General features: G+C 63.4%; 15 protein-coding genes. 1 reads left to right on the forward strand and 14 read right to left on the reverse strand.

The window, feature by feature from the left end:
• Nucleotides 1–2: 2 nt before the first annotated feature.
• Complete coding sequence (locus tag OE747_RS22085) at nt 3–947, reverse strand: ABC transporter permease (protein ID WP_263830630.1); 945 nt, start codon at nt 945–947, stop codon at nt 3–5.
• A gap of 75 nt (nt 948–1,022) precedes the next feature.
• The gene (locus OE747_RS22090) at nt 1,023–2,591 is read right to left on the reverse strand and encodes an ABC transporter substrate-binding protein (protein WP_263830631.1); all 1,569 of its coding nucleotides are present in this window, start codon (nt 2,589–2,591) and stop codon (nt 1,023–1,025) included.
• Nucleotides 2,592–2,768: 177 nt separating this feature from the next.
• Here OE747_RS22090 and OE747_RS22095 point away from each other — a divergent pair, with 177 nt between their 5' ends.
• On the forward strand, nt 2,769–3,548 hold the full coding sequence (locus OE747_RS22095; RefSeq protein ID WP_263830632.1) for a helix-turn-helix domain-containing protein: 780 nt from the start codon (nt 2,769–2,771) through the stop codon (nt 3,546–3,548).
• A 104-nt stretch (nt 3,549–3,652) separates the two neighbouring features.
• Here the strand turns inward: OE747_RS22095 and ribD are convergent, their stop codons facing one another.
• From ribD to OE747_RS22155, 12 genes are all read right to left on the reverse strand, one after another.
• Nucleotides 3,653–4,747 carry a bifunctional diaminohydroxyphosphoribosylaminopyrimidine deaminase/5-amino-6-(5-phosphoribosylamino)uracil reductase RibD gene (gene ribD / locus OE747_RS22100; protein ID WP_263830633.1) on the reverse strand — a complete coding sequence of 365 codons (1,095 nt, stop codon included), beginning with the start codon at nt 4,745–4,747 and terminating at the stop codon, nt 3,653–3,655.
• A complete protein-coding gene (gene nrdR, locus OE747_RS22105; protein WP_263388054.1) occupies nt 4,744–5,214 on the reverse strand; it encodes a transcriptional regulator NrdR in 471 nt (156 codons plus the stop codon). Before nrdR ends, ribD begins: the two co-directional genes overlap by 4 nt.
• A gap of 163 nt (nt 5,215–5,377) precedes the next feature.
• The gene (locus OE747_RS22110; RefSeq protein ID WP_263830634.1) at nt 5,378–5,788 is read right to left on the reverse strand and encodes a secondary thiamine-phosphate synthase enzyme YjbQ; all 411 of its coding nucleotides are present in this window, start codon (nt 5,786–5,788) and stop codon (nt 5,378–5,380) included.
• A gap of 15 nt (nt 5,789–5,803) precedes the next feature.
• Nucleotides 5,804–6,217, reverse strand: coding sequence for a hypothetical protein (locus OE747_RS22115; protein WP_263830635.1), 414 nt, complete (start codon nt 6,215–6,217; stop codon nt 5,804–5,806).
• A gap of 165 nt (nt 6,218–6,382) precedes the next feature.
• Nucleotides 6,383–8,368: an RNA polymerase sigma factor RpoD gene (gene rpoD / locus OE747_RS22120; protein ID WP_263830636.1), complete on the reverse strand. Its 1,986-nt coding sequence runs from the start codon at nt 8,366–8,368 to the stop codon at nt 6,383–6,385.
• A gap of 110 nt (nt 8,369–8,478) precedes the next feature.
• Nucleotides 8,479–10,428, reverse strand: coding sequence for a DNA primase (gene dnaG / locus OE747_RS22125; protein ID WP_263830637.1), 1,950 nt, complete (start codon nt 10,426–10,428; stop codon nt 8,479–8,481).
• An 82-nt stretch (nt 10,429–10,510) separates the two neighbouring features.
• Nucleotides 10,511–10,807, reverse strand: a complete 297-nt coding sequence (locus OE747_RS22130; protein ID WP_263830638.1) for a hypothetical protein — start codon at nt 10,805–10,807, stop codon at nt 10,511–10,513.
• A gap of 35 nt (nt 10,808–10,842) precedes the next feature.
• A complete protein-coding gene (locus tag OE747_RS22135; protein WP_263830639.1) occupies nt 10,843–11,388 on the reverse strand; it encodes a sarcosine oxidase subunit gamma in 546 nt (181 codons plus the stop codon).
• A complete protein-coding gene (locus OE747_RS22140; protein WP_263830640.1) occupies nt 11,381–14,314 on the reverse strand; it encodes a sarcosine oxidase subunit alpha family protein in 2,934 nt (977 codons plus the stop codon). Before OE747_RS22140 ends, OE747_RS22135 begins: the two co-directional genes overlap by 8 nt.
• Nucleotides 14,311–14,574, reverse strand: coding sequence for a sarcosine oxidase subunit delta (locus OE747_RS22145; protein WP_263830641.1), 264 nt, complete (start codon nt 14,572–14,574; stop codon nt 14,311–14,313). The genes OE747_RS22140 and OE747_RS22145 overlap by 4 nt, the downstream gene beginning before the upstream one ends.
• 54 nt (nt 14,575–14,628) lie before the next feature.
• Entirely contained in the window at nt 14,629–15,882 is a 1,254-nt protein-coding gene (locus OE747_RS22150) for a sarcosine oxidase subunit beta family protein (protein ID WP_263830642.1), read from the reverse strand.
• Between the two features lie 246 nt (nt 15,883–16,128).
• Nucleotides 16,129–17,028 (reverse strand): hypothetical protein, encoded by a 900-nt coding sequence (locus tag OE747_RS22155; protein ID WP_263830643.1) that lies wholly within the window; start codon nt 17,026–17,028, stop codon nt 16,129–16,131.
• Nucleotides 17,029–17,137 lie beyond the last annotated feature (109 nt).

Raw genomic sequence — 17,137 nt, forward strand, 5'->3', positions numbered from 1 at the left:
CCTCATTTCCCGGCCCGGATCCGCGGATCCAGGATTGCGTTGACGATATCGGCCAGCGTGGTCGAGGCGACAAAGATCAGGGTCGAGAACAGGACCGATCCCATCACCACCGGGTAGTTGCGGGTTGTGATGCTGTCGATCACCAGCTTGCCCAGCCCGGGGCGCGAGAACACGATCTCGGTGAACACCGCCGCCGACAGCAGAAACCCCATGCCGACCCCGATCACCGTGACCGTGGGCAGGATCGCCAGCCGCAGCGCATAGCCAAAGACGATCTGCCGCTCGGGCAGGCCAAAGGCGCGCGCGGTGCGAATATGCCCCTCGCCCATCACTTCCAGCATCGAGGCCCGCACCAGACGCGCGATATAGCCGACCCAGCTCAGCCCGATGGCAAGGCTCGGCAGCACCAGGTGATGCAACTGGTCGCCCCAATTCCCCGCATCCCCCGCACCGATGGCCGGAAACCATTGCAGCTTCACCGCGAAGATCAGCAGCGAGTAGAGCGACACCACAAAGGCGGGCACCGCGATCACCGAGACCGACAGGATCCCGGTCAACCGGTCGCCCAGCGAATTCCGATGGATGGCCGAGTAAGAGCCCAGCGCGATCCCCAACACCGCCGACCAGGTGATCGAAACGAGGATCAGCACCAGCGTATAAGGCACCTGCCCCAGCACGATTTCGCTCACCGGCCGGTTGGAAAACACATCCATCCCCAGATCGCCGCGCAGCATGTTTGCAAAGAACAGCCCGATCTGCGCGATCAGCGGCTTGTCCAGCCCCATCCGCGCCTCAAGTGCCGCGCGCATCTCGGGCGTGGCGCGCGGCCCTAGCATGGTGGACACCGGATCGCCCGGGATCATGTGCACGATCAGGAACAGCGAGGACACGGCCAGAATCGTGATCACCGCCGCCAGCCCGATCCGTTTGAAGATGAAGGACAGCATGGGGTACCCCGTCTTTCAGGGAAAAGGAGGGGGCACAGATCAGACCTGCGCCCCCAAAGGCCTCAGGGAGAGGTCTCAGGCCGTACCGAAATAGCGGTAAAGCGGCAGCCCATCGGGACGCAGCGCCGGGGTGACACTGTTGCGATAGATCACCGGCGTTGCCTCGTGGGTCAGGAACTTGTAGGCGCCGCTTTCCTCCATCAGGTCCTGGGCGCGGGCATACATCGCCGCGCGCGCGGCCGGGTCGCCCTCGGACTGCGCCGCCAGATGCAGCTTGTCGAACTCTTCCGAGCGGAACCGCTCCCAGTTCCACACACCCGCCTGCTCGGTGATGAACCACGAGGTCGCGTAATACGGGTCCGGGGTCATCGAATAGCGGTTCAGCACCAGCTCCAGATCCTCGTTCGAGCCCAGCTCCCAGAAGGTCGCGCCCTCGTGCAGGCGGATTTCCAGCGTGATGCCGATGGCCGCCAGATTGGCCTGGATGATCTGCGCCGCCGTCACGTTGGCCGATTTGTTCAGCACGTCGATGGCCAGCGAAACCCCGGCCTCGCCGGACTCGGCCATCAGCGCCTGCGCCTTGTCCAGATCCGCTGCCACACCGGTCAGCGGCGCATCGCGATGCCCCGCCAGACCCGGCGCGATGATCCCTGTCGACGGTTCCGCCGCCCCGAAATAGGCCGCCGCCATGATCGTCGGCACGTCGATCGCATGCTGGATCGCCTGACGCAGTTTCAGGTTGCCCAGTTTGGGATTATCGAGGTTCATGCCGACCCAGACATAGTAGAGCGATGGAAACTCCTCCAACGTCGCCCCCGCGATCGGGTTCGATTTCAGCCGCTCGACACTGTCCAGGCTGACGCGGGTAAAGTCGATCTCGCCCGCCTCGAACGCGATCTCGGCGGCCTTCTCATCGTCGATGTGATAGATCTGGATTTCGTCAAAGGCTGCCGCCTCACCTTTCCAGTCCGGGTTGCGGCGCAGTGTGGTCTTTTGCTTCGGCTCCCAGCCCGCATGCAGATAGGGACCCGAGGTCGCCACCGGCTGGGTGTCGATCTTGCCGCCGACACTGTCAAACGCGGCCTTGGACACGATATTTCCCGCGATATAGGGCAGCGTGATCGACCACAGCGGCTGGAACGCGTTCTTCAGCACGATGGTGCCGGTCCGCTCGCCCGTCACCTCGACATGGCTGAGCGGCCCCCAGTCGGGCTTGTTGGTCGATTCCAGCGCGTCGTCGATGATCCGCTCGAACGAGAATTTCACGTCCTCGGCGGTCATCGCGCCAAACCCATTGGTGAACCCGATATCGTCGCGCAGGGCAAAGTTGATATGGGTGTCGTCCGCCTGTTCGATCATCGCGGCGGCATCCAGCTGCCAGCCCCATTCGCGGCCCGGCTTGTACTGGATCAGCTTATTGTAGATCGCGGCGTGGATCTCTTCGTCCACCACCCCCTGGCTAAATGCCGGGTCCATCGAACGGATATCGGCATAGGTGCGGGTTCTGAGCGTCCCGCCCGCCGCCTGCGCCCAACGCGCGGGCAACAGCCCCGCCGCCGCCAGGCCACCCAGCGCGCTTGCGCCCCTCAGAAAGGACCGGCGGGGCAAACCCACACGTGTCCACGAAATATTGGCTCCGTTCATTTCTCGTCTCCCTGTCAAGAAATCGCGCCGGACAGGCGCCCCTATTGACAGAAAGCAAAGGCCATGCCGGCCGCCCGCGCAATTGAGCAGACTGGCGCGACATGAAGCAATTTTAAGCTACCTGAACTCAATACAGCGCCATAATCTGGCGCAAACTTCATGTTGGAGACTCCCTTTATGGACACGGGCGACTTTTCGGCGAATCTCAAACTCTTGTGTTCGACCCAGGCTTCGGTCTCGGCACTCTGCCGCCAGATCGGCGTGAACCGGCAACAGTTCAACAAATACCTCAGCGGCGTGGCCCACCCCTCGCCCGCAAACATGCGAAAGATCGCGGTGCATTTCGGCGTCCGTCCCGCCGAGTTCCTGTTGCCCGCAACCGAGTTCGAAGCCCACCCTTCGGTCGCGGGCAAGCTGGCCGGGGTTCGGCAGCTGCAACCGGGCCGGCCCAGTTTCGAATCCGCCTTTCGCGGCCAGACCCTGACACTGCGCCGCTACCTCGGGTTCTATCTCAGCTACTTCCTGACCGAGAGCTGGGAGAATTCCATCATCTGCGCGCTGGTCCGGCTGGACGAGTTCGATGGCATGGTCCGCAGCCGTTCGCTGGAGCGGTCGGTCGACCCCGAGGACGGCACCATCTACCTGTCGAAATACGATGGCCGGGCCGCGACCCTCGGCAACCGGATCTTTGTGATGGAATACCAGACGCTGGCGCGCGACGCGCTGGTCGAAACGGTTCTCTACCCGGTCGGGCGCGGCCAGCTGCAATATCTGCGCGGCACCACCTTTGGCATCACCAGCCGCCAGCGCACCCCCTTCACCTCACCGGTCGTCTGGCGTTACCTCAGCGAGACGCCGCCACTGATGGAGGCGATGCGCAAGGTCGGCCGCTACGACATCAACTCGCCAAAGCTGGACCAGCGCGCCAGGTCCATCCTGATGGGCAGCCGGGCCTAGCCGCAGGCCGCGCGGGCCCTGAAAACGGGCCGGAATACCCTGTACAAAACGGTCAATCGCCCCTTTCGGGGCGGTACAAAACGGTCAAAACAAAGGACAAACCGTCAGGCGCGGCCCCACCGGTGCAGAACGTCGCCGCCGACATTTTCCATCTCTATCAGCCGGAACCGGGGCGCCTCCGCCAGGCGTTCAAGCCCCATGGCGCCAATCGCAGGCAGGCCCTCGGCACCAATCGCCACCCCGGCGGTGAACCCGACCAGCTCATCCACCAGATCCTCGGCCAGAAGCGACGCGGCCAGCGCCGATCCACCCTCGCAGAACACCCGCGTCAAACCGCGCGCACCCAGTTGCTGAACAAGATCTAACCCACTGATTTGCATACCGGAAACTGCACATGGGATCAGCTCGGCGCCGGTGCTCTCCCAGGCTTTGCCGCGGTCGGGATCGACCCCCGGACCATGGCACAGCCAGACCGGCACCTGCCTCGCGGTGCGGGCAAGCTGACTCATCAATGGCAGGTCCAGATAGCGCGATACGACGATCCGCACCGGCTGCCGCGCGATACCCAGGTCGCGTACCGTCAGCGAGGGATCATCCGCCCGCGCGGTTCCCGCGCCCACCATAACCGCGTCGTGCCGCGCCCGCATAGCATGCACGAGCTTTCGCGCATAAGACCCTGTTATCCATTTACTTTCTCCGGTCGCAGTGGCGCTGCGCCCATCGAAACTCGACGCCATTTTCAGGGTGATCCAGGGCCGTCCCTGTTCGGTTTTCAGAAAGAACCCGGCCAGATCCCGCGCCGCCGCATCGGCCAGAACGCCAGTCGTGACCTCGATACCGGCCTCGCGCAACAGCGCAAAGCCCTTGCCAGCAACCCGCGGGTCGCTGTCCTCGATGGCCGAGACCACCCGCGCCACCCCCGCCGCGATCAGCGCCTCGGCACAAGGCGGCGTCTTGCCATGATGGGCGCAAGGCTCCAGCGTCACAAATGCCGTCGCCCCCCGCGCCGCCGCCCCCGCCTGCGCCAGCGCTACGGTCTCCGCATGGGGTCTGCCGCCCTGTTGAGTCCAGCCGCGCCCCACGATCCGGCCGTCGGACACGATGACACAGCCCACCGCCGGGTTCGGCCAGCAAGCGCCTTGCTCTCGCCGTCCAAGAGACAGGGCGAGAGCCATGTAGCGTTCGTCAGATCCTGTCACTCTTCGGCGGGCGGGTTTGGCGGACGCAGTTCGTGGACAAATTCCTCGAAATCATCTGCGGCCTGGAAGTTCTTGTAAACGCTGGCAAAACGCACATAGGCCACGGTGTCGATCCGGGCCAGGGCCTCCATCACGATCTCGCCGATCTTCTTCGACGGGATGTCGGTTTCGCCCATGCTCTCCAGCCGCCGCACGATGCCCGAGATCATCTGGTCGATCCGCTCGGGGTCGATCGGACGCTTCTGCATCGAGATGCGGATCGAGCGTTCCAGCTTGTCGCGGTCGAAATCCTCGCGTTTGCCGCTGGTCTTGATCACCACCAGATCGCGCAACTGCACCCGCTCATAAGTGGTGAAGCGTCCGCCGCATGCCGGGCAAAACCGCCGCCTGCGAATGGAAACGTGATCTTCCGCCGGACGCGAGTCCTTGACCTGTGTGTCGATATTTCCGCAAAACGGGCAGCGCATCCGCCGTCTCCTCGTCCCTTGTTCCGCCTCTCGCATGAGCGCTTCGGCTCACTTATCCACAACTATAGGGCCAATGCTAGGATTTGGGTAGCACTGATTTTGGAACGCTAGATGCTGGTTGGATAACGATATCTAGCTCGCGCTGGATCTGGCAGCCTCAGGCTCAGGCGAAATGCGCCGCGATCTTGCGGTCATGCGGCGCGCGCCGATGTTCAACCAGGTAGATGCCCTGCCAGGTGCCCAGCATCGGCGCCCCGGCCCGCACCGGAATACTCAATGAAACCGGCATGATAGCGGACTTGATATGGGCCGGCATGTCGTCCGGCCCCTCATAGGTATGGCGCAGATAGGACATCGAGGGATGATCGGAGGGTGGCACCAGCCGGTCAAAAAACGCGGTCAGATCGGTCTGTACCTCGGGGTCGGCATTCTCCTGAATCAGCAAAGAGCAGGAGGTATGCCGCACCATCAGCGTCAGCAAACCATCACCCTGTCCGGTGAGCCAGCGCCTTACCTCCCGAGTGACCTCGTAAAGGCCCGGCCCCCGGGTCGGCACAGAGAATTCGGTCAGCATGCCATGCCCAACGCGTCAGGGCCGCACCGGACCGAACTCGCAATAACTGTTGCCCTGGTTGACGGTCATGTTGTCGCCGACCTTGAGCCCAGTGCGGATAGTGGTCAGCTCGTTTTCCAGCGGCGTCACGCCCACCGCCTCAGGCGTCAACGAAAATTGTACAGCCGTCTTGCGCCCGGTGGTCACACTCGGCCCCCGCCCCCGCACCAGATAAATCCGGTCGTTCCAGCCCGCCCCCAGCGCGCGCCGCGCGTATTCCGAGGCCGCGCACCAGAAGTCGCCCACCCGCTGCTTTCCGCGCGGGATCACCTCGAACACCGCGTCGTTGACCGGCAGCACCCGGTCCCCCATGCGCGTGGTCAAGGCATCCGCCTGGGTAGAAAGGCCGGTCAGAGTCAGGGCAGTCAGAAAGCAGGCGTGGCGGAGCATCTGGGAAATCCTTGTCTTACCAGAGAGAACTTAGTGCGCCCAAGCGGCGATCAACAGGGCAATTCACGGATTTCTGGCAGCTTTGGCGGTTCGTCGCTCAACCCGGAGCCATTCGCGGGACAATCACGCACCAAGAAAAAAGACGCCCCGAAGGGCGTCTTTCGATCATTCGTCCAGAAAACTGCGCAGCTTGCGCGAGCGACTGGGATGTTTCAGCTTTCTCAGCGCCTTGGCCTCGATCTGGCGGATCCGTTCGCGGGTGACGCTGAACTGTTGCCCCACCTCTTCCAGCGTGTGATCCGTGTTCATGCCGATGCCAAAGCGCATCCGCAGCACGCGTTCCTCGCGCGGGGTGAGGCTGGCCAGAACCCGCGTCGTGGTCTCCTTCAGGTTTTCCTGAATGGCGCTGTCGAGCGGCAGGATGGCGTTCTTGTCCTCGATGAAATCGCCCAATTGGCTGTCTTCCTCGTCGCCAATCGGGGTTTCGAGGCTGATCGGCTCCTTGGCGATTTTCATCACCTTGCGAACCTTCTCCAGCGGCATTTGCAGCTTTTCGGCCAGTTCCTCGGGCGTCGGTTCGCGGCCGATCTCGTGCAGCATCTGGCGGCTGGTCCGCACCAGCTTGTTGATCGTTTCGATCATGTGCACCGGGATACGGATGGTGCGCGCCTGATCCGCGATGGACCGGGTGATTGCCTGACGGATCCACCATGTCGCATAGGTCGAGAACTTGTAACCGCGGCGATACTCGAACTTGTCCACGGCCTTCATCAGGCCGATATTGCCTTCTTGAATAAGATCAAGGAATTGCAGGCCACGGTTGGTGTATTTCTTGGCAATCGAAATCACCAGGCGCAGGTTGGCCTCGACCATTTCCTTCTTGGCCTGACGGGCCTCTTTCTCGCCCTTCTGGACCTGCTGCACGATGCGGCGGAACTCAGAGATATCCAGGCCCACATACTGGCCCACCTGGGCCATGTCCGCGCGCAACTCCTCCACCTTGTCCGAGGAGCGTTCGATGAACATCTGCCAGCCGCGCCCCGGCTTTTCGGCCATTTCGGCCAGCCAGTTCGGGTCCAGCTCGCGCCCGCGATAGGCGTCGATGAACTCGCGGCGGTTGATGCGGGCCTGGTCGGCCAGCTTCACCATCGAACTGTCGATCGACATCACCCGCTTGTTGATGCCGTAGAGCTGGTCGATCAGCGCCTCGATCCGGTTGTTATGCAGATGCAATTCGTTGACGAGCTTTACGATTTCCGAGCGCAGCGCCTGATAGGTATCCTCGTCCCCGGCCGAAAACGAACCGTCCTCGTTCAGGGTCGCCGAAATCCGGCTGTCCTGCATTTCGGACAGTTGCGCATAGTCGGACGAAATCCGCTCGAGCGTGGTCAGAACCTTGTCCTTGAGCGCGGCTTCCATCGCGGCGAGCGACATGTTGGCCTGCTCGTCGTCCTCGTCGTCATCCTCGCGCGAGATCGGATTGCCGTCGGCATCATATTCCGGGTTCTCGTCGCGCTGCGGTTTCGAGGTCTGCACAGCCGACGCATCGACAACCGGCTCTTCATCCTCTTCTTCGTCCATCTGGTTGCCGAACGTCGCCTCCAGGTCGATGACGTCGCGCAGCAGGATGTCCTCGGACAGAAGTTCGTCATGCCAGATGGTGATGGCCTGGAACGTCAGCGGGCTTTCGCAAAGCCCAGCGATCATGGTGTTGCGGCCGGCCTCGATCCGCTTGGCGATGGCAATCTCGCCCTCGCGGCTCAGCAGTTCGACCGAGCCCATCTCGCGCAGGTACATGCGCACCGGATCATCGGTACGGTCGAGCTTTTCGGTCTGGGCACCCGCCAGAGTAACCTCGCGGTTGCTCTCGGTGGTGACCAGTTCGGTCGAACCCTTCTGCTCTTCCTCTTCGGCCTCTTCGTCCTCGATGATGTTGATGCCCATTTCGCTGAGCATCGACATCACATCTTCGATCTGTTCCGAGTTCACCTGGTCCGGAGGCAGCACCTGGTTCAGCTGATCGTAGGTGATGTACCCGCGTTCACGGGCCTCGGCGATCATCTTCTTGACTTGCGCCTGGCTCATGTCGAGCGAGACTTCGTCTTCCTGATCTTCGGTCTTCTGGTCTTCGGCGGTGTCCTTGGCGGCCATTCAGTGCTCCTGCAGGGATGGGCGATTCGTTAAGCCGAATCATTAGTGCTCAGAATTGATTCGGCCACCCGTTTACCTGTTTTATTTTGCCACTTCCTTAGGAAAACGCCTTATCGGCGTTTCCGGTCAAAGTTGATCCCCGCCATGATGGCGGCAAAAGCCTCGCGTTCGTCGCGCTTGATTCGGGCGCCGTTATCCGCCACTTCGAAGATCGCCTTGTCCTCGTTCTGGCTGCGGCTGGCGCGGTTGCGCGCTTCGGCGGCCTTGGCCAAACGGTATGTCAGCGCCTCGTCCTCGGTCTCGGCAATATCCTCGCGCGCTTCGTCAACTTCGGCTTCGTATCCCCGGAGCGCTTTGATTTTTGCGAATTCCTCGGCCAGAGTCATCTGGGCCTTTTCGACATCGCCGGGTTTGTGCACACAGGGAATGACCGCGACATGGCGAAGGTTGAGCAGGTTTTCAAGGGCCTCGCCTCCCAAAACCCGCTCGATATGATCGCGAAGACCGTCGGGATCGTCGACCGCGTGGCGCAGCACCACCTGCCGCAGCATTGCGTGATCCGGGTCCTGGCACTCCATATCCTCAAGCTGATGCTCGAACTGCACCACCACCTGGGGGTTAAGGATGGCAATGGCCAGGATGGCCGCCTCGCGCAGCTGAATTTCCGCATTCTTGGTCGAGGCCAGGAACGAGCTGCGCGCACTGGAACTCGCGGGGGCGTTTTCGGTTCGCTTTTGGCCGCGAGGTTGCCAGCCTGCCGCGCGCGGCGCGCGCTGGGGGCGAAACAACTGCCAGCGCAGGTCCTTGATCTCTTGTCCGTAATGCGCCCGGATCGAAGGGTCGCGGATCAGCTTGATCTTCTCGCGCAGGCTCTTGTCCAGAGCGGCCTTGCGCTCGGGGCTATCGAATACCCTGCCTTCGGTCTCGCGCTGCCACAGAAGCTGCACCATGGGCCGGGCCTGATCCAGCACGCTTTGCATCGCTGCGGGTCCTTCGGCGCGGATCAGGTCGTCTGGGTCTTTACCCTCGGGCATAATCGCAAAGCGCAGCGATTTTCCGGCCTCGAGCAGCGGCAAGGCGAGGTCGATCACCCGCATCGCCGCGCGCAGACCCGCGGTATCGCCATCCAGCGCGATGATCGGCTCGTCGGCAATGCGCCACAGCATATGCAGCTGCTCTTCGGTCACCGCCGTGCCCAAGGGCGCAACCGCCGCGCCAAAGCCCGCCTCGGAGAGCGCGATCACGTCCATGTAACCCTCGGCCACGACGAGCGGCTGCCCCTGCCCCGCCGCCGTACGGGCGGGGCCATGGTTGAACAGGCTGCGCCCCTTGTCGAAGAGCAGCGTTTCGGGCGAGTTCAGGTATTTGGCATTGTCCTTGGGATCCATTGCGCGGCCACCAAAGGCGATGCAGCGCCCGCGCGCGTCGCGGATCGGGAACATGATCCGGTTCCGGAACGTGTCATAGGGTTTGCCGCCCTTGGTCGAGGGTTTGGCCAAGCCTGCACCGATGATCAGCTCCTCTGCCACGCCCTTGCCACGCAGGTGATCCCACAACCCCTGCCAGCCGTCAGGGGCATAGCCGATCTCCCAACGCTCGAGCGCCTGCGCGCCAAGGCCCCGCCGGGTCAGGTAGTCGCGCGCAGCACCGCCGCCACCGGCATTCAGGTTCAGCCGGAAGAACTGCGCCGCCTGTTCCATCACCTCGGCCAGTTGGCTGCGGTGGTCCTGCTTCTCCTGCGCCTTGGGATCACGCGCGGGCATCGGCATGCCCGCCTCGCGCGCCAGAATCTCGACCGCCTCCATGAAACCGACATTCTCGGTTTCCTGAACGAACTTCAGCGCGTCGCCTTTGGCATGGCAGCCAAAGCAGTAATAGAACCCCTTGCGGTCATCCACGTGGAACGAGGCGGTCTTTTCATGGTGGAACGGGCAAGGTGCCCACATGTCGCCTTTGCCCTGGTTCGACTTGCGCATGTCCCACATGACCTTGCGCCCGACAACCTGGGTCAGGCTCAGGCGGCTGCGCAGCTCGTCCAGAAATCCGGGGGGTAGTGACATGGGGGCAGGATGGCAGAAACGAGGCGGCGCGCCAAGCGGGCGGCGCGCCTTATCCACAGAGAAGAGCGTTGTTGGCGCGGGCTTACTGCTTGAGGCAGAGTTCCAGCCACGCCGCCGACAGGTCCTTGTTGCGAATATCGCCCATCTTTTGCTGATAGACCCAAGGCGCGATCAGCGGGATTGCGTTGTTGTAGTTCGCGGGCCATGTCGGATTGGTCGCGGCCACCGCTGCGGGCACGTCCCGTTCCTTGACCCGGTCCAGCCGCGCCTGCTGGATCGACGCCACCACGTCGGCCTGATACTGGCAGCTCTGCTGCTTGGTCTCGGCCGCCGCCAGCGGCGAAGCCGCCAGCGCGGCGACAAGGGCATAGCGATACATCGGCGATCTCCCGGATTCGATAGTGTCGACCGAGTTTAACCCCGTGCCGCGACCGCTTCCATGGCCGATTTGAGGTCATGCACCAGCGTTTCAGCCATTGAGCGGAAAACCATCAACCAAAAGGCATCCTCGCCGACCCGCGTGACCGATCCCGACATATGCCCGATCTTGCTGCGCACGGTGGCGCCCACCGGGAACGATACCAGACGGAGATCGATCGGCACCAGACGGGCCAGCACATCCTCAGCCCCTGCCCCTTCGAGGCGCACCACCGCCCAGGCATCGGATTGATCGACCAGAGCCGCAGCCTCGCGCACTCCGTCGGCCGGCTCCGTTCCGATCAGCAAGGCGCTCGAATGGCCAAACCAGATCGCCCGCACTTCACCCGCAGTCCCGGCGCTGTTTGGTGCAGGAAAGCCCAACCCGTGCGCCGACTGCATCGCCTTGCCCAAAGCCTCGGCATGCCCCTTGCGCGGCGAGACCATCGTCATCTTGCCCGCATCGACCTCGGTCGCGGTGCTCCGGCCAACCGTCAACGGCAACAGCCCCGCACAGGGCGATTTCGCAACCAAATTATCCACGCATCCGCCCTCCGTCTGCGTCAAAGAAGATCGGGTTCACCACCTCGCACAGCGTGGTGACCCCGCGCAACCCGTCGACCATCTTGACGATCTCGCCATACCGCGCCGGACCGTCAGCCAGGAAGGCAAGCCCGATCATATGACCCAGAGTCGGCGAATGGCAGACCGAGGTTATGTAGCCCTGATCGTTGGTCCGTTTCGGCTCTGCTTCTTCGCGGTAGATATGCGCGCCTGCCAGCAAGCGCCCGTCTTGCCCAACCGGCTTCAACCCGACCAGACACTCGCGACCCGGCTCTTCCAGCCCCGGACGTTGAGACATGGTCTTGCCGATGCAATCCTTCTTGGCCGAGACCATGCCCCCCATGCCGATGTCATAGGCGGTGGTGCGCCCGTGGATTTCGGAATGGGTGATGAACCCTTTCTCGATCCGCAAGACGTTAAGCGCCTCCATACCGTAGGGGCCGCCGCCCAGCGCCTCTGCCCGTTTGACCAGGATATCGAACAGGCTGGCACCATAGCGCGCCGGCACCGCGACCTCGTAACCCTGCTCGCCCGAGAACGAGATTCGGAACAGCCGGGCCACAACCCCCAGAACCGAGACCGCGCCACAGGACATGAACGGCCACTCCGTGGGATCAAGTGGCGTATCCAGCACCCCGTTCAGCACCTCACGCGCCTTGGGACCGGCCACCGCGAACTGCGCCCATTGCTCGGTCACCGAGGTCAGCGACACATCCCATTCCGGGTGGAGACCTTGAGCGACGAACTCCAGATGCTTCATCACCTCGCCCGCCGCAGCGGTGGTCGTGGTCATGACAAAGTGATCCTCGCCCAGCCTTGCGGTGGTGCCGTCATCCATCACATGGCCGTCTTCACGCAGCATCAGACCGTAGCGGACCCTGCCCACCTTCAGCGTCGAGAACATGTTGGTATAGACGAAATCCAAGAGCTTCGCTGCATCCGCCCCCTGAATATCGATCTTGCCAAGGGTCGAGACGTCGGCCACCCCCACCGCGTTGCGCACATAGCCCACCTCGCGGTCACAGCTTTGCCGCCAGTCGGTTTCGCCGGGCTTGGGGAAATAGCTGGGGCGATACCACAGCCCCGCCTCGATCATCGGTGCGCCCCGCGCAACTGTCGCCGCGTGCGAGGTGGTGAAGCGTTGCGGCTGAAATCCCTTGCCCTCGGCCCCGGCGCCCAGCGCCGCGATGGCAATCGGGCTATAGGGCGGGCGGAAGGTAGTGGTGCCGGTTTCGGGAATACCCCGCCCGGTCGCATCCGCCAGCACCGCCAGCGCGGCCACGTTCGAGTTCTTGCCCTGGTCGGTCGCCATGCCTTGCGTGGTATAGCGCTTCATATGTTCGACCGAGCGGAAGTTTTCGACCGCCGCCTGCTTGACGTCCTTGACCGTCACGTCGTTCTGGAAATCGAGCCAGGCCCGCCCCTTGCCCGGCACCGCCCAGAGCGGCTCCAACGCATAAGGCGTATCCTCGGCGTCGGGCGTCGCGACCTGCGGCACCTTGATCCCCAGATCTTCCAGCGCCGCAGCGGCCATGGCGGCGCCTTCGCGCAGGCAGGCCGCGGTCGAAAACGCGCCATTACAGGCCCCCGCCGCGCGCAGGCCAGGAACAGCCCCCGGCACCGGAACAAAGGACGCGATGTCGCGCCGCCATTCCGGCCGCCCATTCATGTGGCAGGTCAGGTGCACGCTGGGGTTCCAGCCGCCCGACATCGCCAGACAATCGGTCTGAATGCGTTCCTCGCCACTGGTGCGGCGTACGGTAATCGCCTCCAGCCCCCGACCGCCCATGCTGCCACAGACCTGGCCGCCCCGGATCATCTGCACGCCATCGACCTCGGGCGCGTCATGGCGGCTGTCGATCAGCGCCGCCACATGCACGCCTGCGGCCATCAGATCACGCACGGTGCGATGGGCATCGTCATTGTTGCCGAATACGGTGACGGCCTTGCCCGGCGCCACGCCCCAGCGGTTGAGATAGGCGCGCACCGCACCTGCGGTCATGATCCCCGGACGGTCGTTGTCACGAAAAGCTACGGGTCGCTCCAGCGCGCCAGCCGCCAGCACGCTGCGCCTGGCCACGATCCGCCAATAACATTCCAGCGGCGCGCCCGCGCCCCGGTCGGCGCGATGATGCGACACCCGCTCCAGCGCGGCAAAGGTGCCATGGTCATAGGCGCCCGCCACGGTGGTCCGCGTCATCAGTCGCACATTGTCCATTGCGCGCAGTTCGGCCAACACCTCCTCGACCCAGACGTGGCCCGGCTTGCCGTCGACCTCATAGGTTTCCGCCAATAGACGCCCACCCATCCGCGCGTCCTCGTCGGCCAAGATCACATCGGCGCCTGCCCGACCCGCGACCAGCGCCGCCATCAGCCCCGCAGGCCCCGCCCCGATCACCAAAAGATCGCAAAAGGCAAAGGCGCGCTCATAGCAGTCGGCGTTGTCCTGACCCGACAGCGCCCCCAGACCAGCGGCCTTGCGGATCATCGGCTCGTAAAGCTTCTCCCAGAAGGCGCGCGGCCACATGAAGGTCTTGTAATAGAACCCGGCGCCAAAGAAGGGCGCCGCCAGGTTGTTGACCGACAACAGGTCGAATTCGAGCGACGGCCAGCGATTCTGGCTACGTGCCTCCAACCCGTCGTAGAGTTCCTGCACCGTGGCCCGCACGTTGGGATCCTGCCGCCCGCCTGACCCGATGGTCACCAGCGCGTTCGGCTCCTCGCTGCCCGCGGTCAGGATGCCGCGCGGCCGGTGATACTTGAACGAGCGTGCCACCAGCCGCACGTCATTGGCCAACAGCGCCGAGGCCAGCGTATCGCCCTCGAACCCCGAATAGCGCACCCCGTCAAAGGTGAAAGACACCCGGTGATCGCGCGCGATCAGCCCCTTGCCCTCGATCCTCATGCCCGCGCCTCCGATGCCGGTTCGGTGCTCAGCACCTCATGCGTCAGGGTGCTGCGGGTCACCACGACCCAGGCACCGCAGCCGCCCTCGTGATACCATAGGTCGCGGGTCACCCCGGCCGGGTTCTCGCGCAGGTACACGTAGTCGTCCCAGGCCGCTTCGCCCGCATCCGCCGCCGGTCGCTCCAGCGCCAGCGCATGACCCTTGTAATAGAATTCGCGGTGATCCCGCTCGCCGCAATGCGGACAGGTGATCCTCATGACCGCGCCCTCATCTTCATTTCGCCAGAAATACTCATGCCAACCCCTCCACCTTCAGTGCAGGTTGTGTTGAGAGCCTTTGCCCTCTTCGTCGATGATGCCGCGCCCGGTGCGGAACCGGTCGAGCCTGTGCCGGGTCGAGGCCGGGTGATAGTTGCCGGTGGCGATCAGATGCGCAAAGACGCTGCCCGAACCCGGAACCGCCTTGAACCCGCCGTAGTTCCAGCCGCAGTTCACATAGAGCCCGTCGATATGTGTCTTGTCGATGATGGGCGAGCCATCCGGCGACATGTCCATGATCCCGCCCCAGCTGCGCAGCACCTTGGCCTTGCCGATCATCGGCATCAGCGCCATGCCCGCCTCCATCACATGTTCCACTGTCGGCAGGTTGCCCCGCGCTGCATAAGAGGCGTAGAAATCCAGGTCGCCGCCAAAGACCAGCCCGCCCTTGTCGGATTGGCTGATGTAGAAATGCCCCATGCCAAAGGTGATCACATTGTCGATCACCGGCTTCAGCCCCTCGGTGACAAAAGCCTGGAGGATATGGCTTTCGATCGGCAGGCGCATGCCTGCCATCGCCGCCACCTGGCTGGACCGGCCGGCCGCCACCATCGCCACCTTTTTCGCCCGGATTGGCCCACGCACTGTCTGCACGCCCTTGACCTTGCCGTTCTCGATGTCGATGCCGGTGACCTCGCAGTTCTGGATCAGATCCACGCCGCGCTGGTCGGCCCCTCGGGCATAGCCCCAGGCGACCGCATCATGCCGGGCGGTGCCGCCGCGCGGATGATAAAGGCCGCCATATAAGGGAAACCGCAGGTCGTCGAAGTTGAGGTAGGGCACCATCTTGCGCAGTTCTTCACGACCCAAGAGGATCGCATCGTCACCCTGGCTGATCATCATGTTGCCGCGCCGCGCCGCCGCATCGCGCTGCCCGTCGGAGTGGAACAGGTTGATGATACCGCGCTGCGAATGCATCACGTTGTAGTTCAGGTCCTCTTCCAGCCCCTCCCAAAGTTTCAGGGAATGCGAATAGAACTCGGAATTGCCTTGCAGGAAGTAGTTGGCGCGCACGATGGTCGTGTTCCGGCCAATGTTGCCGCCGCCGATATAGCCGCGCTCGAGCACCGCGATATTCTTCAGCCCGTGGTCGCGCGCCAGATAATATGCGGTGCTCAGCCCATGCCCACCACCGCCGATGATCACGATGTCATATTCGGGCTTCGGTTCTGGGTCGCGCCAATGCGGCCGCCACCCCTTGTTGCCGGTCAGTCCTTCCTTCAACACACGCAGACCCGAAAACCGCATCCTTGTCTCCCCTGTTCGGGCAACGGCCCGCTGCTTCAACGACTACCATCCGACCGGCCAGGCTCTTGGCCGTAATCGACAACGAATGTCCCATGCGCGACTAACTGTGTCGCTCTGACGACAAGCGTACAACTACCCGTTCGTACAATGGCGGTCATAACCTGTTGCGCAAGCAACAGGCACAAAGAAATCAGGGCCCAGCCGCCGATTTTCCGAGGGAGTGGGGCGCGCTACGCGGCCTGGTCATCAATACCGGATCCGGAAGGCGAAACCAGCGACCGGTGCGGCACCATAGCTTTGCCGGCTGATCTCGGCTCCGACAGCGTTCTCAAGCACCAACTGCCCGTCCAGTTCCGCTCCTGCAAACACCGTCAGCCTGGTGCCGGGGTTCGGCGCGTACTCCAGCGATAGAACGACGGGAATGCTGGTTTCCTCCCCCACACCACCCGGGGCAGGACCGGTTCCATCAAGGCGGAACCGCACGCTTTCTGATCGGGCCCCCAGCGAAAGCTTGACCACGTCGGACAGCGCGTAGCTCAGCGACAGCCCCGGCCCCTGCGTCGCGCCAAGGCCGGTACCGGTGCTCAAAGACCAACGGTCGTCGATCTGCCAATCGACCAGCAATGCCGGGAACACCTGCGCATCGCCGTTCCCCAGTTCCGAAAAAGCGCCGAACGCGGGACCGATCCGCAAGCGGTCATTCACCTGCCAGGCCAGCCCGGCGAACAACCCCCATGTGCGCCCGTCCGACGCACTGGCCCCGGCTTCGTAGTTCCAGCGCAGTTGAGGTGAAAGGAACAGGCTGGCACGCTCCCCGACCGGAAACCGTAACGGCGCGGACACCCGGATGTCGCGGATGTCGCCCCAGGGGCGCGCGGCAACGCCACCCGAGAAATCGTAGTCCACCTGTCCATAGCTGATCAGCACACCGGCCGAGGCGCCGTTCTCTGCCCTGTACAAGGCTCCGGCCCTCAGGAAACTGCGTGTCGCCGAAACCTCGCCTCCACCGGACAGGTCTGCCGCGCCCTGGTACAGAAGCAGACCGTCCACAACCGGTGTCCAACCCAGCCGGGGCTGCGCCTGAACGGTACCGGACGCGACGGCCATCAGGCCGGCAATTGAAAACGCACGAAGATTTCCGGTCATGGCTCGCCCTTTTGACACGTATCCGCCAAGAATAGTGTCGCGCAGCGCCTCGCCAACTCTCACTTGTCCAAAAATGGTAAAAGGCGCGCCGAAGCGCGCCCTTCCATCG

Source organism: Ruegeria aquimaris, from assembly GCF_025751555.1.
In the GTDB taxonomy this organism is placed as follows: domain Bacteria; phylum Pseudomonadota; class Alphaproteobacteria; order Rhodobacterales; family Rhodobacteraceae; genus Ruegeria_B; species Ruegeria_B aquimaris.

Bases quoted from the DNA above. Each gene is read 5' to 3' on its own strand.
- OE747_RS22095 (WP_263830632.1), top strand. From the start codon at position 2,769: ATGGACACGGGCGACTTTTCGGCGAATCTCAAACTCTTGTGTTCGACC.
- rpoD (WP_263830636.1), bottom strand. From the start codon at position 8,368: ATGGCCGCCAAGGACACCGCCGAAGACCAGAAGACCGAAGATCAGGAA.
- OE747_RS22150 (WP_263830642.1), bottom strand. From the start codon at position 15,882: ATGCGGTTTTCGGGTCTGCGTGTGTTGAAGGAAGGACTGACCGGCAAC.
- OE747_RS22110 (WP_263830634.1), bottom strand. From the start codon at position 5,788: ATGCTGACCGAATTCTCTGTGCCGACCCGGGGGCCGGGCCTTTACGAG.
- OE747_RS22115 (WP_263830635.1), bottom strand. From the start codon at position 6,217: ATGCTCCGCCACGCCTGCTTTCTGACTGCCCTGACTCTGACCGGCCTT.
- OE747_RS22130 (WP_263830638.1), bottom strand. From the start codon at position 10,807: ATGTATCGCTATGCCCTTGTCGCCGCGCTGGCGGCTTCGCCGCTGGCG.
- dnaG (WP_263830637.1), bottom strand. From the start codon at position 10,428: ATGTCACTACCCCCCGGATTTCTGGACGAGCTGCGCAGCCGCCTGAGC.
- OE747_RS22145 (WP_263830641.1), bottom strand. From the start codon at position 14,574: ATGAGGATCACCTGTCCGCATTGCGGCGAGCGGGATCACCGCGAATTC.
- nrdR (WP_263388054.1), bottom strand. From the start codon at position 5,214: ATGCGCTGCCCGTTTTGCGGAAATATCGACACACAGGTCAAGGACTCG.
- OE747_RS22140 (WP_263830640.1), bottom strand. From the start codon at position 14,314: ATGAGGATCGAGGGCAAGGGGCTGATCGCGCGCGATCACCGGGTGTCT.
- OE747_RS22090 (WP_263830631.1), bottom strand. From the start codon at position 2,591: ATGAACGGAGCCAATATTTCGTGGACACGTGTGGGTTTGCCCCGCCGG.
- OE747_RS22155 (WP_263830643.1), bottom strand. From the start codon at position 17,028: ATGACCGGAAATCTTCGTGCGTTTTCAATTGCCGGCCTGATGGCCGTC.
- OE747_RS22085 (WP_263830630.1), bottom strand. From the start codon at position 947: ATGCTGTCCTTCATCTTCAAACGGATCGGGCTGGCGGCGGTGATCACG.